This window comes from Aquimarina aggregata (genome assembly GCF_001632745.1).
GTDB classification, from domain to species: domain Bacteria; phylum Bacteroidota; class Bacteroidia; order Flavobacteriales; family Flavobacteriaceae; genus Aquimarina; species Aquimarina aggregata.
This window is the reverse complement of record NZ_LQRT01000002.1, coordinates 665,524-682,919: the sequence shown is the minus strand read 5'-3', so window position 1 is coordinate 682,919 and position 17,396 is coordinate 665,524. Positions and strand designations below refer to the sequence as shown.

Annotated in this window: 16 protein-coding genes; 8 read left to right on the top strand and 8 right to left on the bottom strand. The window is 29.5% G+C overall.

Features of this window, described 5'->3' with window-relative positions; translation table 11 throughout:
- Positions 1-5 precede the first annotated feature (5 nt).
- From AWE51_RS04810 to AWE51_RS04795, 4 genes are read left to right on the top strand one after another with little or no spacing between them, the layout of a single operon-like run.
- Positions 6-413 (top strand): hypothetical protein, encoded by a 408-nt coding sequence (locus tag AWE51_RS04810; protein ID WP_066310207.1) that lies wholly within the window; start codon positions 6-8, stop codon positions 411-413.
- A 9-nt stretch (positions 414-422) separates the two neighbouring features.
- Positions 423-1,544 (top strand): glycosyltransferase family 4 protein, encoded by a 1,122-nt coding sequence (locus tag AWE51_RS04805; protein WP_066310204.1) that lies wholly within the window; start codon positions 423-425, stop codon positions 1,542-1,544.
- The gene (locus AWE51_RS04800; RefSeq protein ID WP_066310202.1) at positions 1,541-2,086 is read left to right on the top strand and encodes a hypothetical protein; all 546 of its coding nucleotides are present in this window, start codon (positions 1,541-1,543) and stop codon (positions 2,084-2,086) included. Before AWE51_RS04805 ends, AWE51_RS04800 begins: the two co-directional genes overlap by 4 nt.
- Positions 2,086-2,925, top strand: a complete 840-nt coding sequence (locus tag AWE51_RS04795) for a hypothetical protein (protein ID WP_066310201.1) — start codon at positions 2,086-2,088, stop codon at positions 2,923-2,925. The genes AWE51_RS04800 and AWE51_RS04795 overlap by 1 nt, the downstream gene beginning before the upstream one ends.
- A gap of 107 nt (positions 2,926-3,032) precedes the next feature.
- Here the strand turns inward: AWE51_RS04795 and AWE51_RS04790 are convergent, their stop codons facing one another.
- From AWE51_RS04790 to AWE51_RS04780, 3 genes are all read right to left on the bottom strand, one after another.
- Entirely contained in the window at positions 3,033-4,895 is a 1,863-nt protein-coding gene (locus AWE51_RS04790) for a carboxypeptidase-like regulatory domain-containing protein (RefSeq protein ID WP_066310199.1), read from the bottom strand.
- A gap of 451 nt (positions 4,896-5,346) precedes the next feature.
- Positions 5,347-6,201, bottom strand: a complete 855-nt coding sequence (locus AWE51_RS04785) for a LamG-like jellyroll fold domain-containing protein (protein ID WP_082832310.1) — start codon at positions 6,199-6,201, stop codon at positions 5,347-5,349.
- Between the two features lie 234 nt (positions 6,202-6,435).
- Positions 6,436-7,839, bottom strand: a complete 1,404-nt coding sequence (locus AWE51_RS04780; RefSeq protein ID WP_066310196.1) for a serine hydrolase domain-containing protein — start codon at positions 7,837-7,839, stop codon at positions 6,436-6,438.
- Positions 7,840-8,131: 292 nt separating this feature from the next.
- Between AWE51_RS04780 and AWE51_RS04775 the strand changes: the two genes are divergently transcribed.
- Positions 8,132-9,847, top strand: a complete 1,716-nt coding sequence (locus tag AWE51_RS04775; protein ID WP_066310194.1) for a helix-turn-helix domain-containing protein — start codon at positions 8,132-8,134, stop codon at positions 9,845-9,847.
- Positions 9,848-9,894: 47 nt separating this feature from the next.
- Here the strand turns inward: AWE51_RS04775 and AWE51_RS04770 are convergent, their stop codons facing one another.
- From AWE51_RS04770 to AWE51_RS04760, 3 genes are all read right to left on the bottom strand, one after another.
- On the bottom strand, positions 9,895-10,986 hold the full coding sequence (locus AWE51_RS04770; protein ID WP_066310192.1) for a helix-turn-helix domain-containing protein: 1,092 nt from the start codon (positions 10,984-10,986) through the stop codon (positions 9,895-9,897).
- A gap of 300 nt (positions 10,987-11,286) precedes the next feature.
- Positions 11,287-11,961, bottom strand: coding sequence for a LytR/AlgR family response regulator transcription factor (locus AWE51_RS04765; RefSeq protein ID WP_066310191.1), 675 nt, complete (start codon positions 11,959-11,961; stop codon positions 11,287-11,289).
- A 9-nt stretch (positions 11,962-11,970) separates the two neighbouring features.
- Positions 11,971-12,996 carry a sensor histidine kinase gene (locus tag AWE51_RS04760; protein WP_066310189.1) on the bottom strand — a complete coding sequence of 342 codons (1,026 nt, stop codon included), beginning with the start codon at positions 12,994-12,996 and terminating at the stop codon, positions 11,971-11,973.
- A gap of 202 nt (positions 12,997-13,198) precedes the next feature.
- Between AWE51_RS04760 and AWE51_RS04755 the strand changes: the two genes are divergently transcribed.
- The 3 genes from AWE51_RS04755 to AWE51_RS04745 all read left to right on the top strand — a co-directional run bounded on the left by AWE51_RS04755 (position 13,199) and on the right by AWE51_RS04745 (position 15,599).
- Positions 13,199-14,068, top strand: a complete 870-nt coding sequence (locus AWE51_RS04755) for a hypothetical protein (RefSeq protein ID WP_157766016.1) — start codon at positions 13,199-13,201, stop codon at positions 14,066-14,068.
- Between the two features lie 85 nt (positions 14,069-14,153).
- The gene (locus AWE51_RS04750) at positions 14,154-14,867 is read left to right on the top strand and encodes a hypothetical protein (RefSeq protein WP_066310184.1); all 714 of its coding nucleotides are present in this window, start codon (positions 14,154-14,156) and stop codon (positions 14,865-14,867) included.
- Positions 14,868-14,870: 3 nt separating this feature from the next.
- A complete protein-coding gene (locus AWE51_RS04745) occupies positions 14,871-15,599 on the top strand; it encodes a M23 family metallopeptidase (protein WP_066310183.1) in 729 nt (242 codons plus the stop codon).
- 51 nt (positions 15,600-15,650) lie between these two features.
- Here the strand turns inward: AWE51_RS04745 and AWE51_RS04740 are convergent, their stop codons facing one another.
- Both AWE51_RS04740 and AWE51_RS04735 read right to left on the bottom strand, forming a co-directional pair.
- Positions 15,651-16,352, bottom strand: a complete 702-nt coding sequence (locus AWE51_RS04740) for a LytR/AlgR family response regulator transcription factor (protein WP_198403795.1) — start codon at positions 16,350-16,352, stop codon at positions 15,651-15,653.
- Positions 16,333-17,379, bottom strand: coding sequence for a sensor histidine kinase (locus AWE51_RS04735; protein WP_066310179.1), 1,047 nt, complete (start codon positions 17,377-17,379; stop codon positions 16,333-16,335). Before AWE51_RS04735 ends, AWE51_RS04740 begins: the two co-directional genes overlap by 20 nt.
- Positions 17,380-17,396: the final 17 nt, after the last annotated feature.

The following is a 17,396-nucleotide window of genomic DNA, read 5'->3' as shown; positions in this document are numbered from 1 at the left end:
CGATTATGAATTGTCAACAAAAATCTGGTGTGTTTTTAAATTTAGATTGCAAAAATGCAAAAGCACATACTTGTAATAACTGTAAAAAAGATATTTGCGAAGCACATACACACACACTTGAATCAAAACACCTGTGTGAAGACTGTTATTGGGAAACGTATCTATTTAGTACTAAAAAACGTGATGTTTATGCAGACGATAACTATATAAATGATACTTATGTAAATTATGATAGTACATCACAAACTTCATCACCACCATCAGGTTTTGATGGCGGATTTGGAGGAGGAAGTTTTGGAGGCGGTGGTGCTTCTGGTACTTGGACAGAAGGTGATATGCAAAGTTTGAATGATACAAATACAGGTGACACTTTGGGTATGTTAGGAGCGGATGATACGTTTTTTTATAGTTAATTGAAACGAATGATTATAAGTTGGTTTACCGAAAATTACCCTCCAAATAAAGGAGGTATGTCTAGAAGTTGTGATCGTATTATTGGTAACTTACGCAGGCATCACACGATACATGTGTATCATTTTACAAATAAAAATAAAGCATTTAGTATTGAAGCTCAGGTAAATGGAGAGTATACAGCCATTCCTGTTTTTGAAGACAGCTCACATACACTTAATATGTTATGGGCATTTATTAAGAATAAAACAACAATCTTAGAAAGTGATATTCTAGTTAGTTTTGGTAGTAATTTATGTTTAAAAGGAATGCCACAAATAGCAAACTGGTTGCAAAAACCTGTAGTAACTTGTTTTCGAGGCAACGATTTTGATTCTGCAATTTTTTCTAATAAAAAACAAGATCTGCTTTATGCTATTCAGAATTCAGCAGCAATAGCTTGTGTTACTAAAGAAAAGGTAGACCGCATAAAACATATGAAGCTAAATACTAATGTGTGGTACACACCTAATTCTATTCATATAGAAGATTGGAAAATATTACAATCAGATATTAGATTAGCGGCAAAATACAAGACAGCATTAAATACAGATAAAAAAAATACGGTCATTGGATTAATCGGATTTTTAAAACAAAAAAAAGGAATCGATTTCTTTATTTCTAGTTTACAAAAATCTCAATTTGCAAACACAGTTCATTTGCGTATAGTCGGAGAAATAGAGCCACATATGGAGATGTTATTGATTTCAAAAAATATTGATTATTCTATAATAGTCCCAGAATCTCAGACAGAACTAATAGCCAATTACTTATTGTGTAATTTGATTGCAATTCCTTCAATTTATGATGGTATGCCTAACGTTATTTTCGAGGCAGCAGCATTAGAAATACCTATTTTAGCTTCTAATGCAGGAGGTATTCCTGATATATTAAATCAGGATAATGCGTTTATCTTTGATGTGTTATCAGAAAACTCATTATTAATGGCTTTATCTAATTTTGAAAATAGCTCTAATACTAATTTAGAACTGAAAATTAAACTTTTAAAAAGTAGATTAGAAAAAGAATTTACTCCAGATCAAGAAAGCAAAAAATATTTAGATATATTTAAAAGTATAAAAGAACAAAAATGAAATTTTACACGAAAATAATAAGTCTTTTATTGCTAGTAGTAATTACTGCTGCTTGTAAAAACACAGAAAAAAATACAACAAACCCTAGTACTTCAAATGCTGTGAATCATGATGTAAATTACACATCAAAAATGACTAAGGCTGATAAAAAGAAGTTTTATGATGCTAATAATAACGTAGTTTATGAGATAAAATATAAACCAGATGGTTTTAAATTAAGAACGGCTTCATCTAAACTTTTATGGAAAATAAAATTATATGATGCTAAGATCAAAATTAGTGACAATGAAGAAAATTTGAATCCTTATGAGATCAAACTAGTAAACGATAATACAGCTAAGTTGGTGAAAAATGATACTAAATTGGCAAGGTTAACGTATACTGCATCATCCAATACCCAAACGATAACCTCTACAAATGGATTAGAACCAAAAGAAATAAAGGGAAACTACGCTCCTAGCCTACTAATAAATATGATTTCTGAAATTTCTGAGGATCAAAAAAAGATTATAATTAATGAATTGGTTTTAAAAGGTTTTTAATGCATGTTTTTTATGCACATGGAGGTGGTTTAGGTCATTTAACACGTATTAGTAAGCTTATAAAAATTCTAGAAATTCCAGTTAATGATGTACTCATTATTACTCCATCCACTTTTACTAAGTACTTTAAATCGTATACGTTTGTTAAAATTTTATGGAACGAAACTGTTGCTGAATGGTCAAACACGATAAAAAATACTATTGAATCTTATACTATAACAACCTTTTATGTTGATACTTTTCCGTTTGGTATAAAAGGCGAACTCAGCTCAGTTTACACTGCGTTTCCTAAACTTGAATATGTTTATGTTTCCAGAGTATTAAAATGGCAAAACTATCTAGATGCGATTCCTGTAAAAACTGCAATTAAATTTTCGAAAACAATTATACTAGAAATAATGTATGATGAACATATGATCTGGATAAAAAATAATTCTAAAAAGATTAAACAGATCATGTTACAAAACAAACAAGTTTCTTCTATTTCCTTTCATGATAAACCTTACATTTTAATAGTACATTCTGGAGGAAAAGAAGACGTATTAAAAATTTGTAATCGAGCTAGTAATGATTATCACAATAAACCAGAAATAGTAATGGTAGTTTTTACTCAAGTAGATATTAACATAAAAGATTCTAGAATACTACTACATAAAGATATATATCCCGTTTCTCAATATTTTGAACATGCCGAAAAAATATATACTGCTGCAGGATTTAATAGTATACAAGAATTACAATCATATAATGATAAACATGTTGTAATACCATTAAACAAATTATATGATGATCAGTTTTTTAGATACGAAAACAGATTGAAAAATGATAGATTGCAATAGTTTTAATAAAAAGAGACTTAAAAATGAATATCAAATCCATCTTTAAGCCTCGAGATAATTTAAGTATACTCATACGTATGTGAAATCATACTCATAAAGTTATTGTATTAATAATCCCTATAAATACGAGCTTCACCTTGAATAGTATTTGTAACACCGTTATAATCTACATAATTACCAGAAAAATCAATAGATATATACTGACCGATACCTCCAGGGCCTGGTGTAATGGCTATTAAGTCAAAGGTCATAGGCGTAGCAAGAGCCATAGTTGCACTTGCATTTAAACCATTTACATGGCTTAGATTTTCTATAAACATAGCGTTAGGTCCAGTACCAAATGGATACCCAGTACCTAATGTTAATGTATTACTATATATGTATGTTGTACTTGTGCCATTTGATGCTTGCACAAGCGCACCTGTATTTCTTATAGCACCGAAAGGTTGTAGTAAGTCATACTGATAAGGACCTGTAGTTGTATTTATACGGTATCGTATATACTCACTCGCTAAGCCACCACAAATTACTATGTTTTGAGTATTTGCACCCGGATTTACGGTTGTAGTTGTTGTAGAACCTTGTGCAGTAGATAAGTCTACCGCTGCAATGGTAATATTTGATGGTAAAGTGCAACCAATACCGGCATAGCTATACGTACCCCCAGTTACTGAAATACCCGTAATAAATTGTCCTGATAAAGTATGTGTAAGTGTAACATAACCATTAGTTACAGGTGCAGCAGTACAATCGGTAACGGTTCCCGATAAGTTAAATGATTGAAGAGGATTTGGTGTTATTGGAATTGTAACATTAGTTGTAGTAGTAAATGGTCCAAAAGCAGGATCCAGATATAATACATTTCCACAAATATCAAGTATGGTAATAGTCATTGTTTGATTAGATGGTACTTTTCCGCTTACTAATCCTGTTGCATTTGTAATAGCAAATCGTGTAAACCCACTATATGTAATTTCAACACGCAATCCTGCAAGAGGATTTGAAGTTATGGCATCAATAACAGTAGCTGAAAAATTGACAACTGGAAAAGGAGCATCACAATTCCAGAAAGAGAAATGCGATACTTCTGCAACATAGCGGTTTCCATCTTTATAGGCTATCGCTTCTTCATACCATACTCCTGCATGTTCATTAAAAGACCACATCGGTACTTCGTTTGCAGCAGTGGCTATTTGATCAGGATGTATAGGTAGAATTATTTTTGCAGGGTCAATGATTTGTAGTTTCTCTCCGGATTCTCCTCTTAGTTCTACTTGTACCATACCATAAGAACCGAGAGCAACTTGGTCAAAATCTCTTGTAATACCATATAAATCCCCAGGCATTGTGTTTGCAGTATCTGGATTAAGAGGATTTAGGTAATTAATGCTTACGGCAACTTCACCATTATATGGGTTGCCCGATTCATCAGTAAATCCAGAGTTAAAATATACAACACCTTCACCTTTATCGGATTTAAAACTTACTTTACCTCCTTTTTTTGAGTGTATACGGCCTACTTGATTAAATTTAAACAACTTTATGGTAAAATTGTTTTGGTTACCTCTGTCTAGATCAGGCACCATAACCCTAGATCCTTCGAGATATCCGTCAGCAAAAGCACGTATATACGCAAAATATTGTTGTACTTGAGCGTTTGAAAAGGTTACAATTCCGTTTTCGTCGGTTTCCTTTTCTTGTCCTCCTAGGGTAACTCTTGCTCCTTCTATAGGTTCATTGTTTTCATTTATTATTCTACCTATAAAATTGGCCTTAACAGATTCTCCATTATATTTTTTGGTATACTCGGCCAGAACATGATCTATTTCACTGGGTTCGGATTTTTCATGTGAATAGTTGGCATTTATGTTTTCAGTATTTTCAATTAGATCAGCATCTTTGTCGCAGGCTGTAAAAGAAAAAACGATAACGAGTACATGGAGGATTTGTTTTAATAACACTTTTTTCATGATAATAATATTTAGTTGTTAGTCTTGATAAGTTATTGATTATCAGAAGCGATAACTGGGGGCTTTGAACTTGACTTTCTAAGGAAAACAACTGGAATTTAGTAAGGAATTCACGTATATAGTAAAGACCATTTTACTAGTATTATTATGTATTGAAAAGGTAGTTGTACCTTTTTATTCGACTTTATACCGACTTACAGAAGATTTTGAATATCAATAAAAAAATCCAAAAGTTAAAAAAGTGTTCTTTTATGAAAAGAATGAATAGACATCCAAAAGAACAAACTCTTTAATTTATTCATTTAGGTTTTTAATTTATGAATCGAAGCTCTATTCTTAAATTGACGATGTAGAACTATGGATTTTTGTATATACTACCCTATTTATACAACACGTTTCACGGTACGATACGCTATTTACATCACACCTTTTTAAAATAAGATTATCTATATTACTTGAATAGTGTTTTTATACCATTTTTTAATTCGAAAATGGTTTTTACCTCATTGTTATCTAGAGATTTATCAAAAACAGTAAGCTCATCCATCAAACCAATGTAGCCTAAACCAAGCATGATTTTAGCATTTTCTTCTTCCCATGTAAATGGATCATTAATATCTTTTATCTCACCTATAAATTTACCATTAAGGTATAATTTAAATACAGATTTGGTAGTATTTACTTCTGAAAAAGTAATAGCTATATGAGTCCATTTTTCATTTTCGAAAGGAGGTTGTTTTACCGTAACAGTGCGTTTATTCCACTTGGTGTCATCATTTTTATTTTCTAGATTCCATACATTTAAATCTCCTAATGCACCTAATCTAAATTGCCTTGGATCATGATCTGTAAAATCTACCCATAAGGCCGCATCGTTATATCTAACATCTGTAATACATATTGGGTCGCAATAGCCTGGCGCTAGGTCTTTGTTGGGGTCTAATTGTAACCAAAATGATACAGTACCACTCCATGATGTATTACTATACCGAACATTTTTAGTCGCCTTATAAAAAATGGCTGATTTATTTGCCTTTTTAAAATGAAGAGCATCACCTGTAAGACCTTTGTTTTTGGCTAAAACAACATCTGGGTTATGTAAACCAGGTTTTGCACTATCAGATTTATTATAATTCTCAGCTGTATATATCATCGCATCACCAATAGCGATATCGGCAGATGTTTTTCCATTAAAAGAGCTATAAAAAGTTATGTGGTCTTTTAATTCTTTGTTTTGGGAAAAAGAAATACTAGTAATGAGAAAAAAGAATACTTTCGATATCGATAATAACATATTAATTTTCATGACTTTTGATTAAAGATTTATATTTAAAGTGATCATATTTATAATCATTTTAGTAAAAATCACAAAGTTATGATGAATTAATAGTCTCAAATAGTTTTGAAATTGAGATATATAAAATTATAACTGAAATATTTTCAACTATAAACGTATCTAAACTATTCTTCTAATGTTCTTCACTATATAACATTATTACTGCAATTGTATTAGACTATACTAAATCCTTAATAGTTATATCTATTTATTTTTTAACATAGTAATCTTTTTAATCATCGTTTTTGCATTACCATTTGTTCCTCCTAATTCGACCGCTTTTTTGTAATTTTTTAAAGCTATATCGTATTGTTTTTCTATAAAATAAGTTTCTCCTAGACTATCATATGCATTGGCATGGTTTGGGAATTCTAATATTAATAATTGAAATATTTTTCTTGCATCCTGTATTCTATCAAATTCTAACAGTTCATAACCAAGCTTAGTTAACTCTCTTGGATTATCGAATGTATATTGATTTGCAGTATTACTGTTTTTTAAATTATAATACGCTTTAATACCTAAATCCACATTTTTAACACACTCTTTTTTAATCGCCTCACCTACCGATTTATAAGGTTTGTCTAGCAAAATATTGTGTATTGTGTGAGCTTTAGGTATTACGTTGTTTCCGTTATTAGATAGTAGTATGATCGTTATATTGTTTTTAAAATCATTTAAATAAACAGACTTAAACTTATATGATGTGCCATCGTGTCTTTGAAGTTTCAATTCTTCAAAATACTCTCCGATAGATGCTGTTTTTCCATCCACATATGGATTTTTAAGTAAAGTGTCAAATGATTCTTGTGTTATCAATATATTAGAATTCATGGCATTAATCCATTTATTTAGGTTGTTTATATCTGTCCATAACCAACCACTTATGAACTCTATTTCCGGACATGAAACCTTATTGGCGTCATAACAAGATGTTCTGTTTGGGTACCCTGTTTTTGGGTCAAAAACGACGTTAGTTAACTTTAATGGTCTAATTATATTTTCTGTAACAAAGTCTTCAAATGATAGACCAGTAACACTTTCTATAATTCTTTTTTGTAAAAATACGTTACTGTTGTCGTACAAGAAATCACTTCCAGGTTCAAAAAAAAGGTGATCACTTTTCCGAAGTATCTCCCAAGCAATTTTATCACTTTTTGTTGTTAAAAAATCTATTTTGGCAATACCACTTGTATAGTTTAATAAATGTTTAATCGTTACCTTTTTAGACCAATCGGGTAAGTTTAAGTTAAACTTTGAAATCGTATCATTTATAGTTAACAAACCTCTTTCTTGAAGCATCATTATTGCGACACCATTAAACTCTTTGGCTATTGAACCAATATTAAAAATAGAGGTATCATTAAGTTTAATTTTTTGTGATGCATCTGTATATCCAAAAGATTTTTGATATATAACAGTATCGTTTTTAACAACAAGCACATTACCATTAAACAAATCTCTGTTATAAGATTTTATCATTAAAGAATCTATAGTATCAACGTATTTAAGTTGATTTTTTAAAGTGTTATTTACAGGTTCACAGCTACAAAAAACTGTTATAATCATTCCGAAAATTGTACTTTTAACGATGTTTTTCAAATTCATAAAGAATAGTTTTTTAAATCACTTTTATTTAAACTCAAAACAAACATATTGGGAAATTTGAATTCAAAGCAAGTCAATACTGTCTGTTTTCCACGAAATAAGCCTAGTAAAATTTAGTCAAAACAAATTCTAATAATATTGTAATTAGTTTAATTTCAGTTGTTTGTTTGAAATAAATAAGAATTATTTATCAATAAAGGACACAAGTGGAATCTGTATGCTAATTAATTGCTATTTTTCAGAAAATATTACATTTTCCAATCCATAAATTAATATCCTATTGGTATATAAAATGAGAAAGGTTGCAACTATCATTATTCTTTTCTTGATTATATTGAATTACCAACAAATTCATTCTCAAAAAAGTATTTCTAAAAAATCAACGCATTCTTTGGTATCTGAACGCTATGAAAATCTTTTTCAAATTTTTGAAGATTCTAAGAATGATATTGAAACTGCTGAGCGTTATGCAAAAGCGTTCCTTTTGAAAGCAAAAAAAGAAAACGATACCATTAAAAAGGCAGAAGGATACTATTTATTAGCTAGAATGCTGTGTAGAATTCCGGATTATGATAAAGCATCCATTTATTTAGATTCGAGTATTACTGTTTCAAAAGATAAAAATGACTTTGTTTACCCTGCTAAATCCCATATCCTTAAGGCTAATATTAATGGCTCGCAAAGCAAGTACCAGCAAGTGATGGATGAATTAGGAAAGGCTAATGGGTATATAAATATCACTAATAATGAAGATCAGAAATACGAAATTAAATATCTCTTTTCCTTATTGCAAAAAAACTTAGGGGCCTATGAAAAGAGTATAGAAATTCTTAAAGAAGTTATAGTTTATTATGAAAAAAAATATCTTGTAGATAAAAACTATGAAGATGATTACATATTGTCACTATACGCATACAGCAGTGCCCTCAACTATTTGAAAAGAGCTGACGCTGCAGATGTAATTAATAAAAAAAATACGCGATTAAGCTTAAGAAGTAAAGACAGCATTCTTTATGATAGGATATTATTAGCTTCTGCCATTACGCATTATTTAAAAAAGGAATACAAATCTAGTTTAGATAGCATACAAAAATCGAAAAAAGTAGCTAAAAGTAAAACAAAGCGGATTGGTACCGTGGTTACTACAAACTATTATTTGGGCAACATTTACTTAGAACAAGGAAATAACGAATTAGCCATTAAACATCTTAAAAAAGTAGATTCTCTTGCCTTTTCTGAAAAGTATTTTCCTCCTGGATTAAGAAAGAGTTATGAACTTTTAATTAAATTTTATAAAGATAAAAATGACGCTTCCAAACAATTATTTTATATAGATAGACTATTAATCGCAGATAGTATCATGGATAATGATGTTAAGTATCTATCGCGTGAAATGAATGCAGAATATACTACACCGAATTTAATTTTAGAAAAACAGCGTATTATTGATTCATTAGAAAAGAGTAAAAACAGAACCATATCTGTATTTGTTATTTTATCTATCTGTTTACTCCTGCTTTTTCTATGGAATCGAAAGAAACAAAAATTGTATAAAAAACGTTTTCAAGAACTTCTTGAAAAAACATCATCACCAGAAAATAAAGAGATTTTAATAGAAAATGATCAACCAAAAAATAATACAATCCCAGAAGATGTGGTGCAGGATATTCTTTTAAAATTAGAAAAATTTGAAGCTAAGAAAGGATATTTGAAAAAAAATCTAACCGTAGTAAAATTAGCTAAACAACTGGATACCAATTCTAAGTATTTCTCAAAAGTAATTAATACGTATAAAAACAAGAGTTTTACGAATTACATCAATGAACTACGAATTTATTATGCTATCGAAGAACTAAAGATTAATCCTAAATTTAGGAAATATACGATTAAAGCAATAGCAAATGATATTGGGTTTAATACTACCGAGGCTTTTTCAAAGTCATTTTATAAAATCACAAATATCTTTCCTTCATTCTTTATTAAAGAACTAGAAAAACGAGATCTGTAAAGACCAGTTTATTATAAACGACAAAATTAGTGTTGATATATATATAATTAGGAGGTTTTTTGAAATTTTCTATATGCCCCTGGAGACATTCCTAAACTACTATTAAAGGCATTATAAAAAGCACTCTTTGATTTAAAACCAGATTCCATACCGATAGCTTCGACAGAATATTTATTGAATACAGGATCATGCAATAGTTCTTTTGCCGCTTTGATTCGATATTCGTTTACAAACTGAATAACATTTTTATTGGTTTCCTGATTTATGACTTGTGACAAATCTCTTTCACTCGTTCCTAACCTAGTGGCTATATCTAATCTACTTAAAAGAGGGTTTTTATACAATTCTTCCTCATCCATTAATTCATATAACTTTGAAATTATATTAGAAACAGTAGCTTTGTTTATTTTTCTTTTTGTCGAAGTACTATTTGCTTTTTTAGTTACTAAGTACTTATGTATTTCGTCTTTCTGAACGATTATTTGTAGTTTGAACACTCCATAGTACAATATCCACCACGATAAAAAAGAAAGCGATATCCATAGCAAATTTGAAGTATATTCAGAATCGAAAACGTAGAATTCAATGTTAGATAAAAGCCAACTTAAAATAATGCATATTATAAAAAAATTTAGCCTTAATAACCATCGCTTTTTATCTTCTGAAATGGTATTGGAGTGCTTTACCAATTTTCTACTCCAAAATATTAAAAATACATTGTATATAAACGATGCATTATCCATAACATGAAATATAAGATCATTAAAGACCGAATTATAAATATTAAAAATAGAATCTAAATAGACTATCGTTTCTATAATAAATGAAGCAATAAAAGGAAGATAAAGCCATTTGTACCAACTTTTTTGAAGGTATTTATGTTGAATTTGAATTAGAAAATAAGAAAATAAAGTAACCGCAACTAAATACTCTAATACAGGGTTGTTTAAAAAATCCAAAACAGTGTTTTCGATGTCAAACCACCCTAACAAGGTTAAACTTGTTAGTAAAAATAATGATAGTGAGAGATAATTGTTTGCACGATTCTTATAAAAAGAACTACTAATTAGTGAGATACTCGTAAAATAGCCTATAATTCCACTTGCAATAATGGCAAAATCTAATATGTTATTATTCAATTTTAATAGAAGTTAATTATACTAAATAACTTAACAATAAGTCTAATGTTGCTAAAAAAACAATAAAACCTAGATTCTTGAAAACATTTAGATTAATTATTGATATAAATCTATCAATTTTAGACTTTTAACGACATTTATAAGCTTTTCTTTCTGAGTTTCATCAAAGTAGAATAACTGAAAACTCCGGACAAAGAAATATTGAGATATAAACCAGTTCAATCCAACTATTCACTAAATGTTATTGACTTAAGAATTACTTTCTTACTTAAGGTATTTTACTGTTTTATGAAATTGAATTTAAAAACTATTTAAAACTACTTTTTTCAGTCGAACACTTATAGGAATTTTATACGCTCTTATAATAATTTGGTTTTCTATTATTGTATCTACCTTAAATTTTGATACTATATACGATTTATGAGTTTGTATAAAATCATTATCTGGTAATTGATCTTTAAAACTTTTTAAAGACATATGTGTCACTATAGTTTCAGTTATCGTTACTATTTTAATATAATTCTGCATTGCTTCTGCGAATAAGATATCATTTATCTGAATTTTTTTTAGTTGTTTATCACTTTTCACAAACAATACTTCATGTTCGGGTGTATGAATGTAATAGTTACTGATTTTATTAACAGACTGCAAAAATCGCTCGAATGATATGGGCTTTACTAGATAATCCAAAACATTATAAGTAAAACTTTCTAAGGCGTACTCTTCATAAGCAGTGGTCATAATTACAGTAGGAGAATTTTTTAAACCCTTTAACCATTCAATACCCGATACTATAGGCATATTAATATCCAAAAAAAGTAAATCGATTTGATTATTTTCTAGATAATGATTAGCCTGTAGCACATTTTTACATAGTGCAATCACATTTAAGAACGAAATCTCTTTGCAATATTCGGCAATAGCCTCTCTGGCTATAGGTTCATCATCAATAATTAAACAGTTAATTCGTTTCATTTTAGTGTATTACAAATTAATAGATAACTCTACACTATGATTAGTGTTGTCTTTATTGATTTTTAGTTGATGTGTATTGGGATATAATAACGATAATCGCTTTTGTACATTAACTAACCCAATCCCTCCGGCACTATTTTTATTGATTTGATCATGGCTATTTATAACATTTAGATTAAGCTCCCCTCCTTTTTCCTCAATTTTTATTTTAATTGTATTGGTGGTATTGTCAATGTGATTACTACAATGTTTAAAGGCATTTTCTATAAAAGGAATCAATAGCAAGGGTGCTATTTTTAATGTGGAATCCTCTGATTTAATATCATAATTTAATTGAAGATCCGAGCCTTTACGAGTTTCTTCAATTTTAATGTATTTTAATACATAATCCAGTTCTTTTTCCAATAAAATATGAGCATTACTTTCATATAATTGATAGCGAAGCAAACCCGAAAACTGAAGCAATGTTTGTTTAGCCAAGTCGTCGTTTTTACCAATTAAATGATAAACACTATTAATTCCATTAAATAAAAAGTGAGGATTTAATTGAGCTTTCAAGTATTTTAATTCTGTTTTATAGGTTTCTTCTAAAAGTTTCTGTTTTGCTTTTTCTGATTTTTTGTGTTCTAATTTAAAAATGTAGTAGAACCCAACGATACTATATAATAAATTAATTGCTGTGTTTCCAATAAGACTTCCCACAAACGCATCTTCTATATAGATTTTGTAAATACCTTGAAGGATAGAATCAAAATGGGCCTCGATTACAGAAATTACAATGATTATGGTAAAAGAAATTACATAAAATTTCAGTTTTTTATTTTGTATATATAGTTTTGGGACTAACCAAAAGACTTGTGTGTAAAATAATACGGCATTAAAAAAAAGTCCATAGGCATAGGCATAAGCTAAACTACCAAAAGGAGATATAAAACCATTCCAATCAAGCTCCATTCCAAAGGCAATTAACGCATAATTGAATAGCCAGAACAATAGATGTCTTGCAACAATTAATACTGTATTCGGTCTATTCATTTTTGAGAATTTTAAGCAAAGGAAAGCATAATTTATATATGTTATACTGTTTTTGAACGTTCGTCACTGATTATGCAACGCTTATCAAGTTATTATTTTTACAAACATTTATTTGCATTGTTTTGTTTTCAGATTTTACTCTCAACAAATAAAAAGCTCACGCTAATGTTGTCAAGAGATAATTTAAAAAAACGAGATGGTAATGATAAAAAAAGTAAAATTAATTCTAGTAGTATGTACAACAATCTTTATAAGTTCTTGTGCTAACGATGATGAAAAACCTAATAGCTTAGAGTCAAATGTAGGAATATCACAAGAAATTAAAGATTTAATTGTTTTCGAAGGAGATCAAGATGCACCTATAGTAATCGTTAATGCGCAAGCTGGCGCAGACGATGAGCTGCATAGAGATGATGTTGAAGATATTATTTCAATTTTGGGCGATACAGGGTTTTTAGCAGTAAATGTGCATCAAGCGCAAACCATAAATCCAGATTTAATTAATCGTAGTGATATAACGTTAGATCAGGCCATCAGTATGAATACACAAAGTATAGAAATGCTTTATAAAGTTATTAAATACTTTAAAGATGATGGTAGAACAGTTTATGTTTTTGGAAGCTCATTTGGTGGTTTAGTAACTCAAGGTCTTATTGCTAAAAAAGGAATAGATGTAGCAGATAAATATCTAATTGTGGCAAATAGATTAGATATAGATGATATTATTTGGCAAGGACTAAGTGAAGGAAGGTTTGGTTTTTTTGAAAACGGAATCAATCCTGTGGTCTCTCCAAATCCAGAGGAAAACGTTATCGAACGAAATACTGCCAGAATAATTGCAGGATTTACTATGTATAGATACACAGAACTATTTAAAGATTATAATGACTTATCCAAAATTACATATGTTTATGGAAAAACAGACGAAGTCGTTGGTCGCCTTACACCAGCAGAAATTGAATTTATGGAGTCAAAAAAAATTAGGATTATCGAAGGAAATGGAAATCATGATCAAACAACCAGCGGGGATACTATAATCCCAATCTTTACAGATTTATTTGGGATGAAATAACGATTAACAACAATAGGCTTTATTAAAAAACCATAGATAAATTCCCTATAGTTTTTACAATTTTCTTTTACTTAAGTTACTTTCTATGAAAACAAAACTGTTTTTTTTAATATCAGTTTTTATACTTTCTTATACTACTGTATTTGCCCAAACAAAAATCAATGCTAAAAAAAATAACTTTGAGTTTTTTATAGGTTATAATTCGGGGGCTTTGAAAAATCTAATATTTGCTCCTGTTAGACGCTATGATTATAATGCACTAAGCTATCAATTTGGATATACCCGTATCACTAAAAGAGAAAAACTGTTTGAAGTGCAGTTGAATTATTTGAGTTCAGCATTAGAAACTAATATTATTGCGGAGCCTAACCCCGAATATTCGAAAATTGTATTGAATTTTTCCTCATTAAAACAAATCCATAAAAGCGACAAACTCAAAATTCATGTAGGCTTACAAACCCAAACAAATGTTTCTTCTTATTTTGATTGGAAACAATATGATTTTCAACAAAAACTTGGAATAGCAGGTCGATTTACCTATCTGATAAATGATACACATTCATTATCCTCTAAACTAACATTACCTTTTATCATGTGGAGAACTTCAACTTTTGAAGAAAACCTTTATACTATAAACCGATACCAAAGTGTGTTATGGTCTACCGAATACAAATACAGGATTTCAAAGCATTTAGATTTCAAAGTGAACTATAATTTTAACTATGACAGGCTTCAAATTTCTAATGCATATAGAGAATTACAACATCAGATTAATTTGGGTATTAACTTTAAATTTTAAATTATGAGACTTCTAACATTAGTGATATATTTTGTATTCATTTTAATAATTACATCTTGTACAGATGCTTTAATAGGAGATGAAGGAAAACTAGATGAAGATATTTATCTAAATTATCAAACTGTTACAAGTTTAGAATTACCGTTTGATGAGGAATGGTATGTAGTCAATGGAGGAAAAACGCATGAAGAAGGTGCACATCATTTTACTAGTCGTGGCGGAGGAGAACGGTATGCTATTGATTTTCTTATCGTAGTAGATACCGTATTAAGTAATGGTGCAATAAGAAAGATACATTTTTCAGGAAATTGGAGAAAAAATGAAAATCATTATTGTTTTGGAAAACGTTTAAATGCCCCAGGGAATGGTAAAATTATAGAAGTAGTTAACAACATTGATGATAACCAACCAGGTACTATAAATAGGGATCAGCCTGGTGGTAATTACATTATAATAGATCATTTAAACGGTGAAACTTCAATACTGGCTCACTTAAAAAAAGGGTCAATTATAGTTTCTGTAGGAGACACAGTTGTTAAAGGGCAAGAAGTGGGTAAAGCAGGAAATAGTGGTGCTTCTGATACGCCTCATCTACATTATCAATTACAAGGGACATCTGGTAGATTAGGTGGATTAGGACTTCCTGCACAATTTTTGAATTATTATAAAAATGATATACTTATAGAAAGAGATGAACCAATAAGAGGTCAAGAAGTTAGAAAAAACAATTAAACTATTGTCTTATTTCTAACACATACACTAATTTTTAATCTAATAACATTATCATCGTTCTATGAGTTTATTGCCAATAATAGCTTCATAAACTTGACTTCTAAGGGTTCTGCTTATTTTGATTTTATTTTTACCTAAATAAATAAGATTCCCTTCTAGTTTAGTGATGTGATTATATGCTACCAAATAGTATCGGTGAACTCGTATAAATTTTTCCTTCGGTAATTCTTTTTCTATCTGTTTTAATGATACTAAAGTAAGATATGTACTATCTTTTGTATGAATTTTTATGTAATCTTTTGCGGTTTCTATAAAAGTGATATCATTAATCAAAACTTTGATAATCATCCCATCACATTTGATAAAAATGTGGTTTTTAATTTCTTCTTTTTCTGTTTTTCTGTGATCAATGGCAATTGTTTTATCTACTGCTTTTAGAAATCGACTGTATGAAAATGGTTTTAATAAAAAGTCAACTGCATTTAGTTCGAATCCATCTAAAGCAAATTCGCGATGCGCTGTAGTAAATATTACTTGTGGTGGATTTGAAAGAGCTTTCATAAACTCGATACCAGTCATATCCGGCATCTGAATATCCAAAAATAAAATGTCTATAATATGTTGCTTTACGTACTCTAATGCTTCAATAGCTGAAGAAAAAGACTTAACATGCTCCAAAAATGGAGTTTGCTGTATAAAATCCTCTAGACCATTTCTTGCTAATGGCTCGTCATCAACTATTAAACATTTCATTTTCATTGAGTTGTATTTTTAAATTTACTGTAAATTTATCGCTTTTAGAGACGATGTTAATTAAATGTCTGTTAGGATAAATTAATTCTAATCTTCTTTTAACATTTGATAAACCAATACCTTTATTCTCTTTGTCTGAATTTTCTAAGCTTTTACTCGAAACTGTATTTTCGATTTTAAAATTGAGTATATCTTTGAATTCGATGTTGGCCTGTACACTTATACGATAGCCTTTACTACTCTGTCCGTGTTTAAATGCATTTTCAACAAGAGGCAATAACAACATAGGGGCTATTGTTAATTCTTCTTCACTATCAGGTAAAATACATTCTACAGTAACCAGATCTTCATGCCGTATTCTCTCAATAGCTATATAATTTTTTAAATTCTGAAACTCTCGTTCTAGCCCTATACTTTTTTTGCCATTTTCATACAATTGATGACTCAAAATATCAGAAAATTGAAGCAACATTGTTTTTCCACTTTCTAAATTCTTTCCGAGCATAATATAAATACTGTTTAGAGAGTTAAATAAAAAGTGAGGATTGATTTGATGCTTTAACAAATTCAATTCGGTTTCTAATTGCTTTTGTTCTATTTCTCGTATCGAACGATCCTTTCTGTACCATTCATCTAATAAAAAAAGTGTCATTGATAAACATAAGGATAAAATCACTTCGGTCATTAAAGCTATTTTCCCAGGAAGGCTTGCAAAAAATAATGAAGTAGGTACATAAACATTGATGTTTTTAAAGTAAAAATGCAGGTAATAAGACGAAAACAGCGTAACACTTATAATACTGATTATCAAAAGAACCACATAACTAATGATTCTTTTTTTTAATAGAAATCTAGGCATCAAAAAATATAGATTAAAGTAAACCAAAATAGCATAAGGAATAAATGCGAATAGATTGGTTTCTATATTATCTAATATATCCGCATGGTAATTGAAATCATGAATACTCCACAAAAGAAGAAACAGTATCCAAAAAATACTATGCTTAATTATTTTGCCATATGCCATACATCTATACTTTTGAT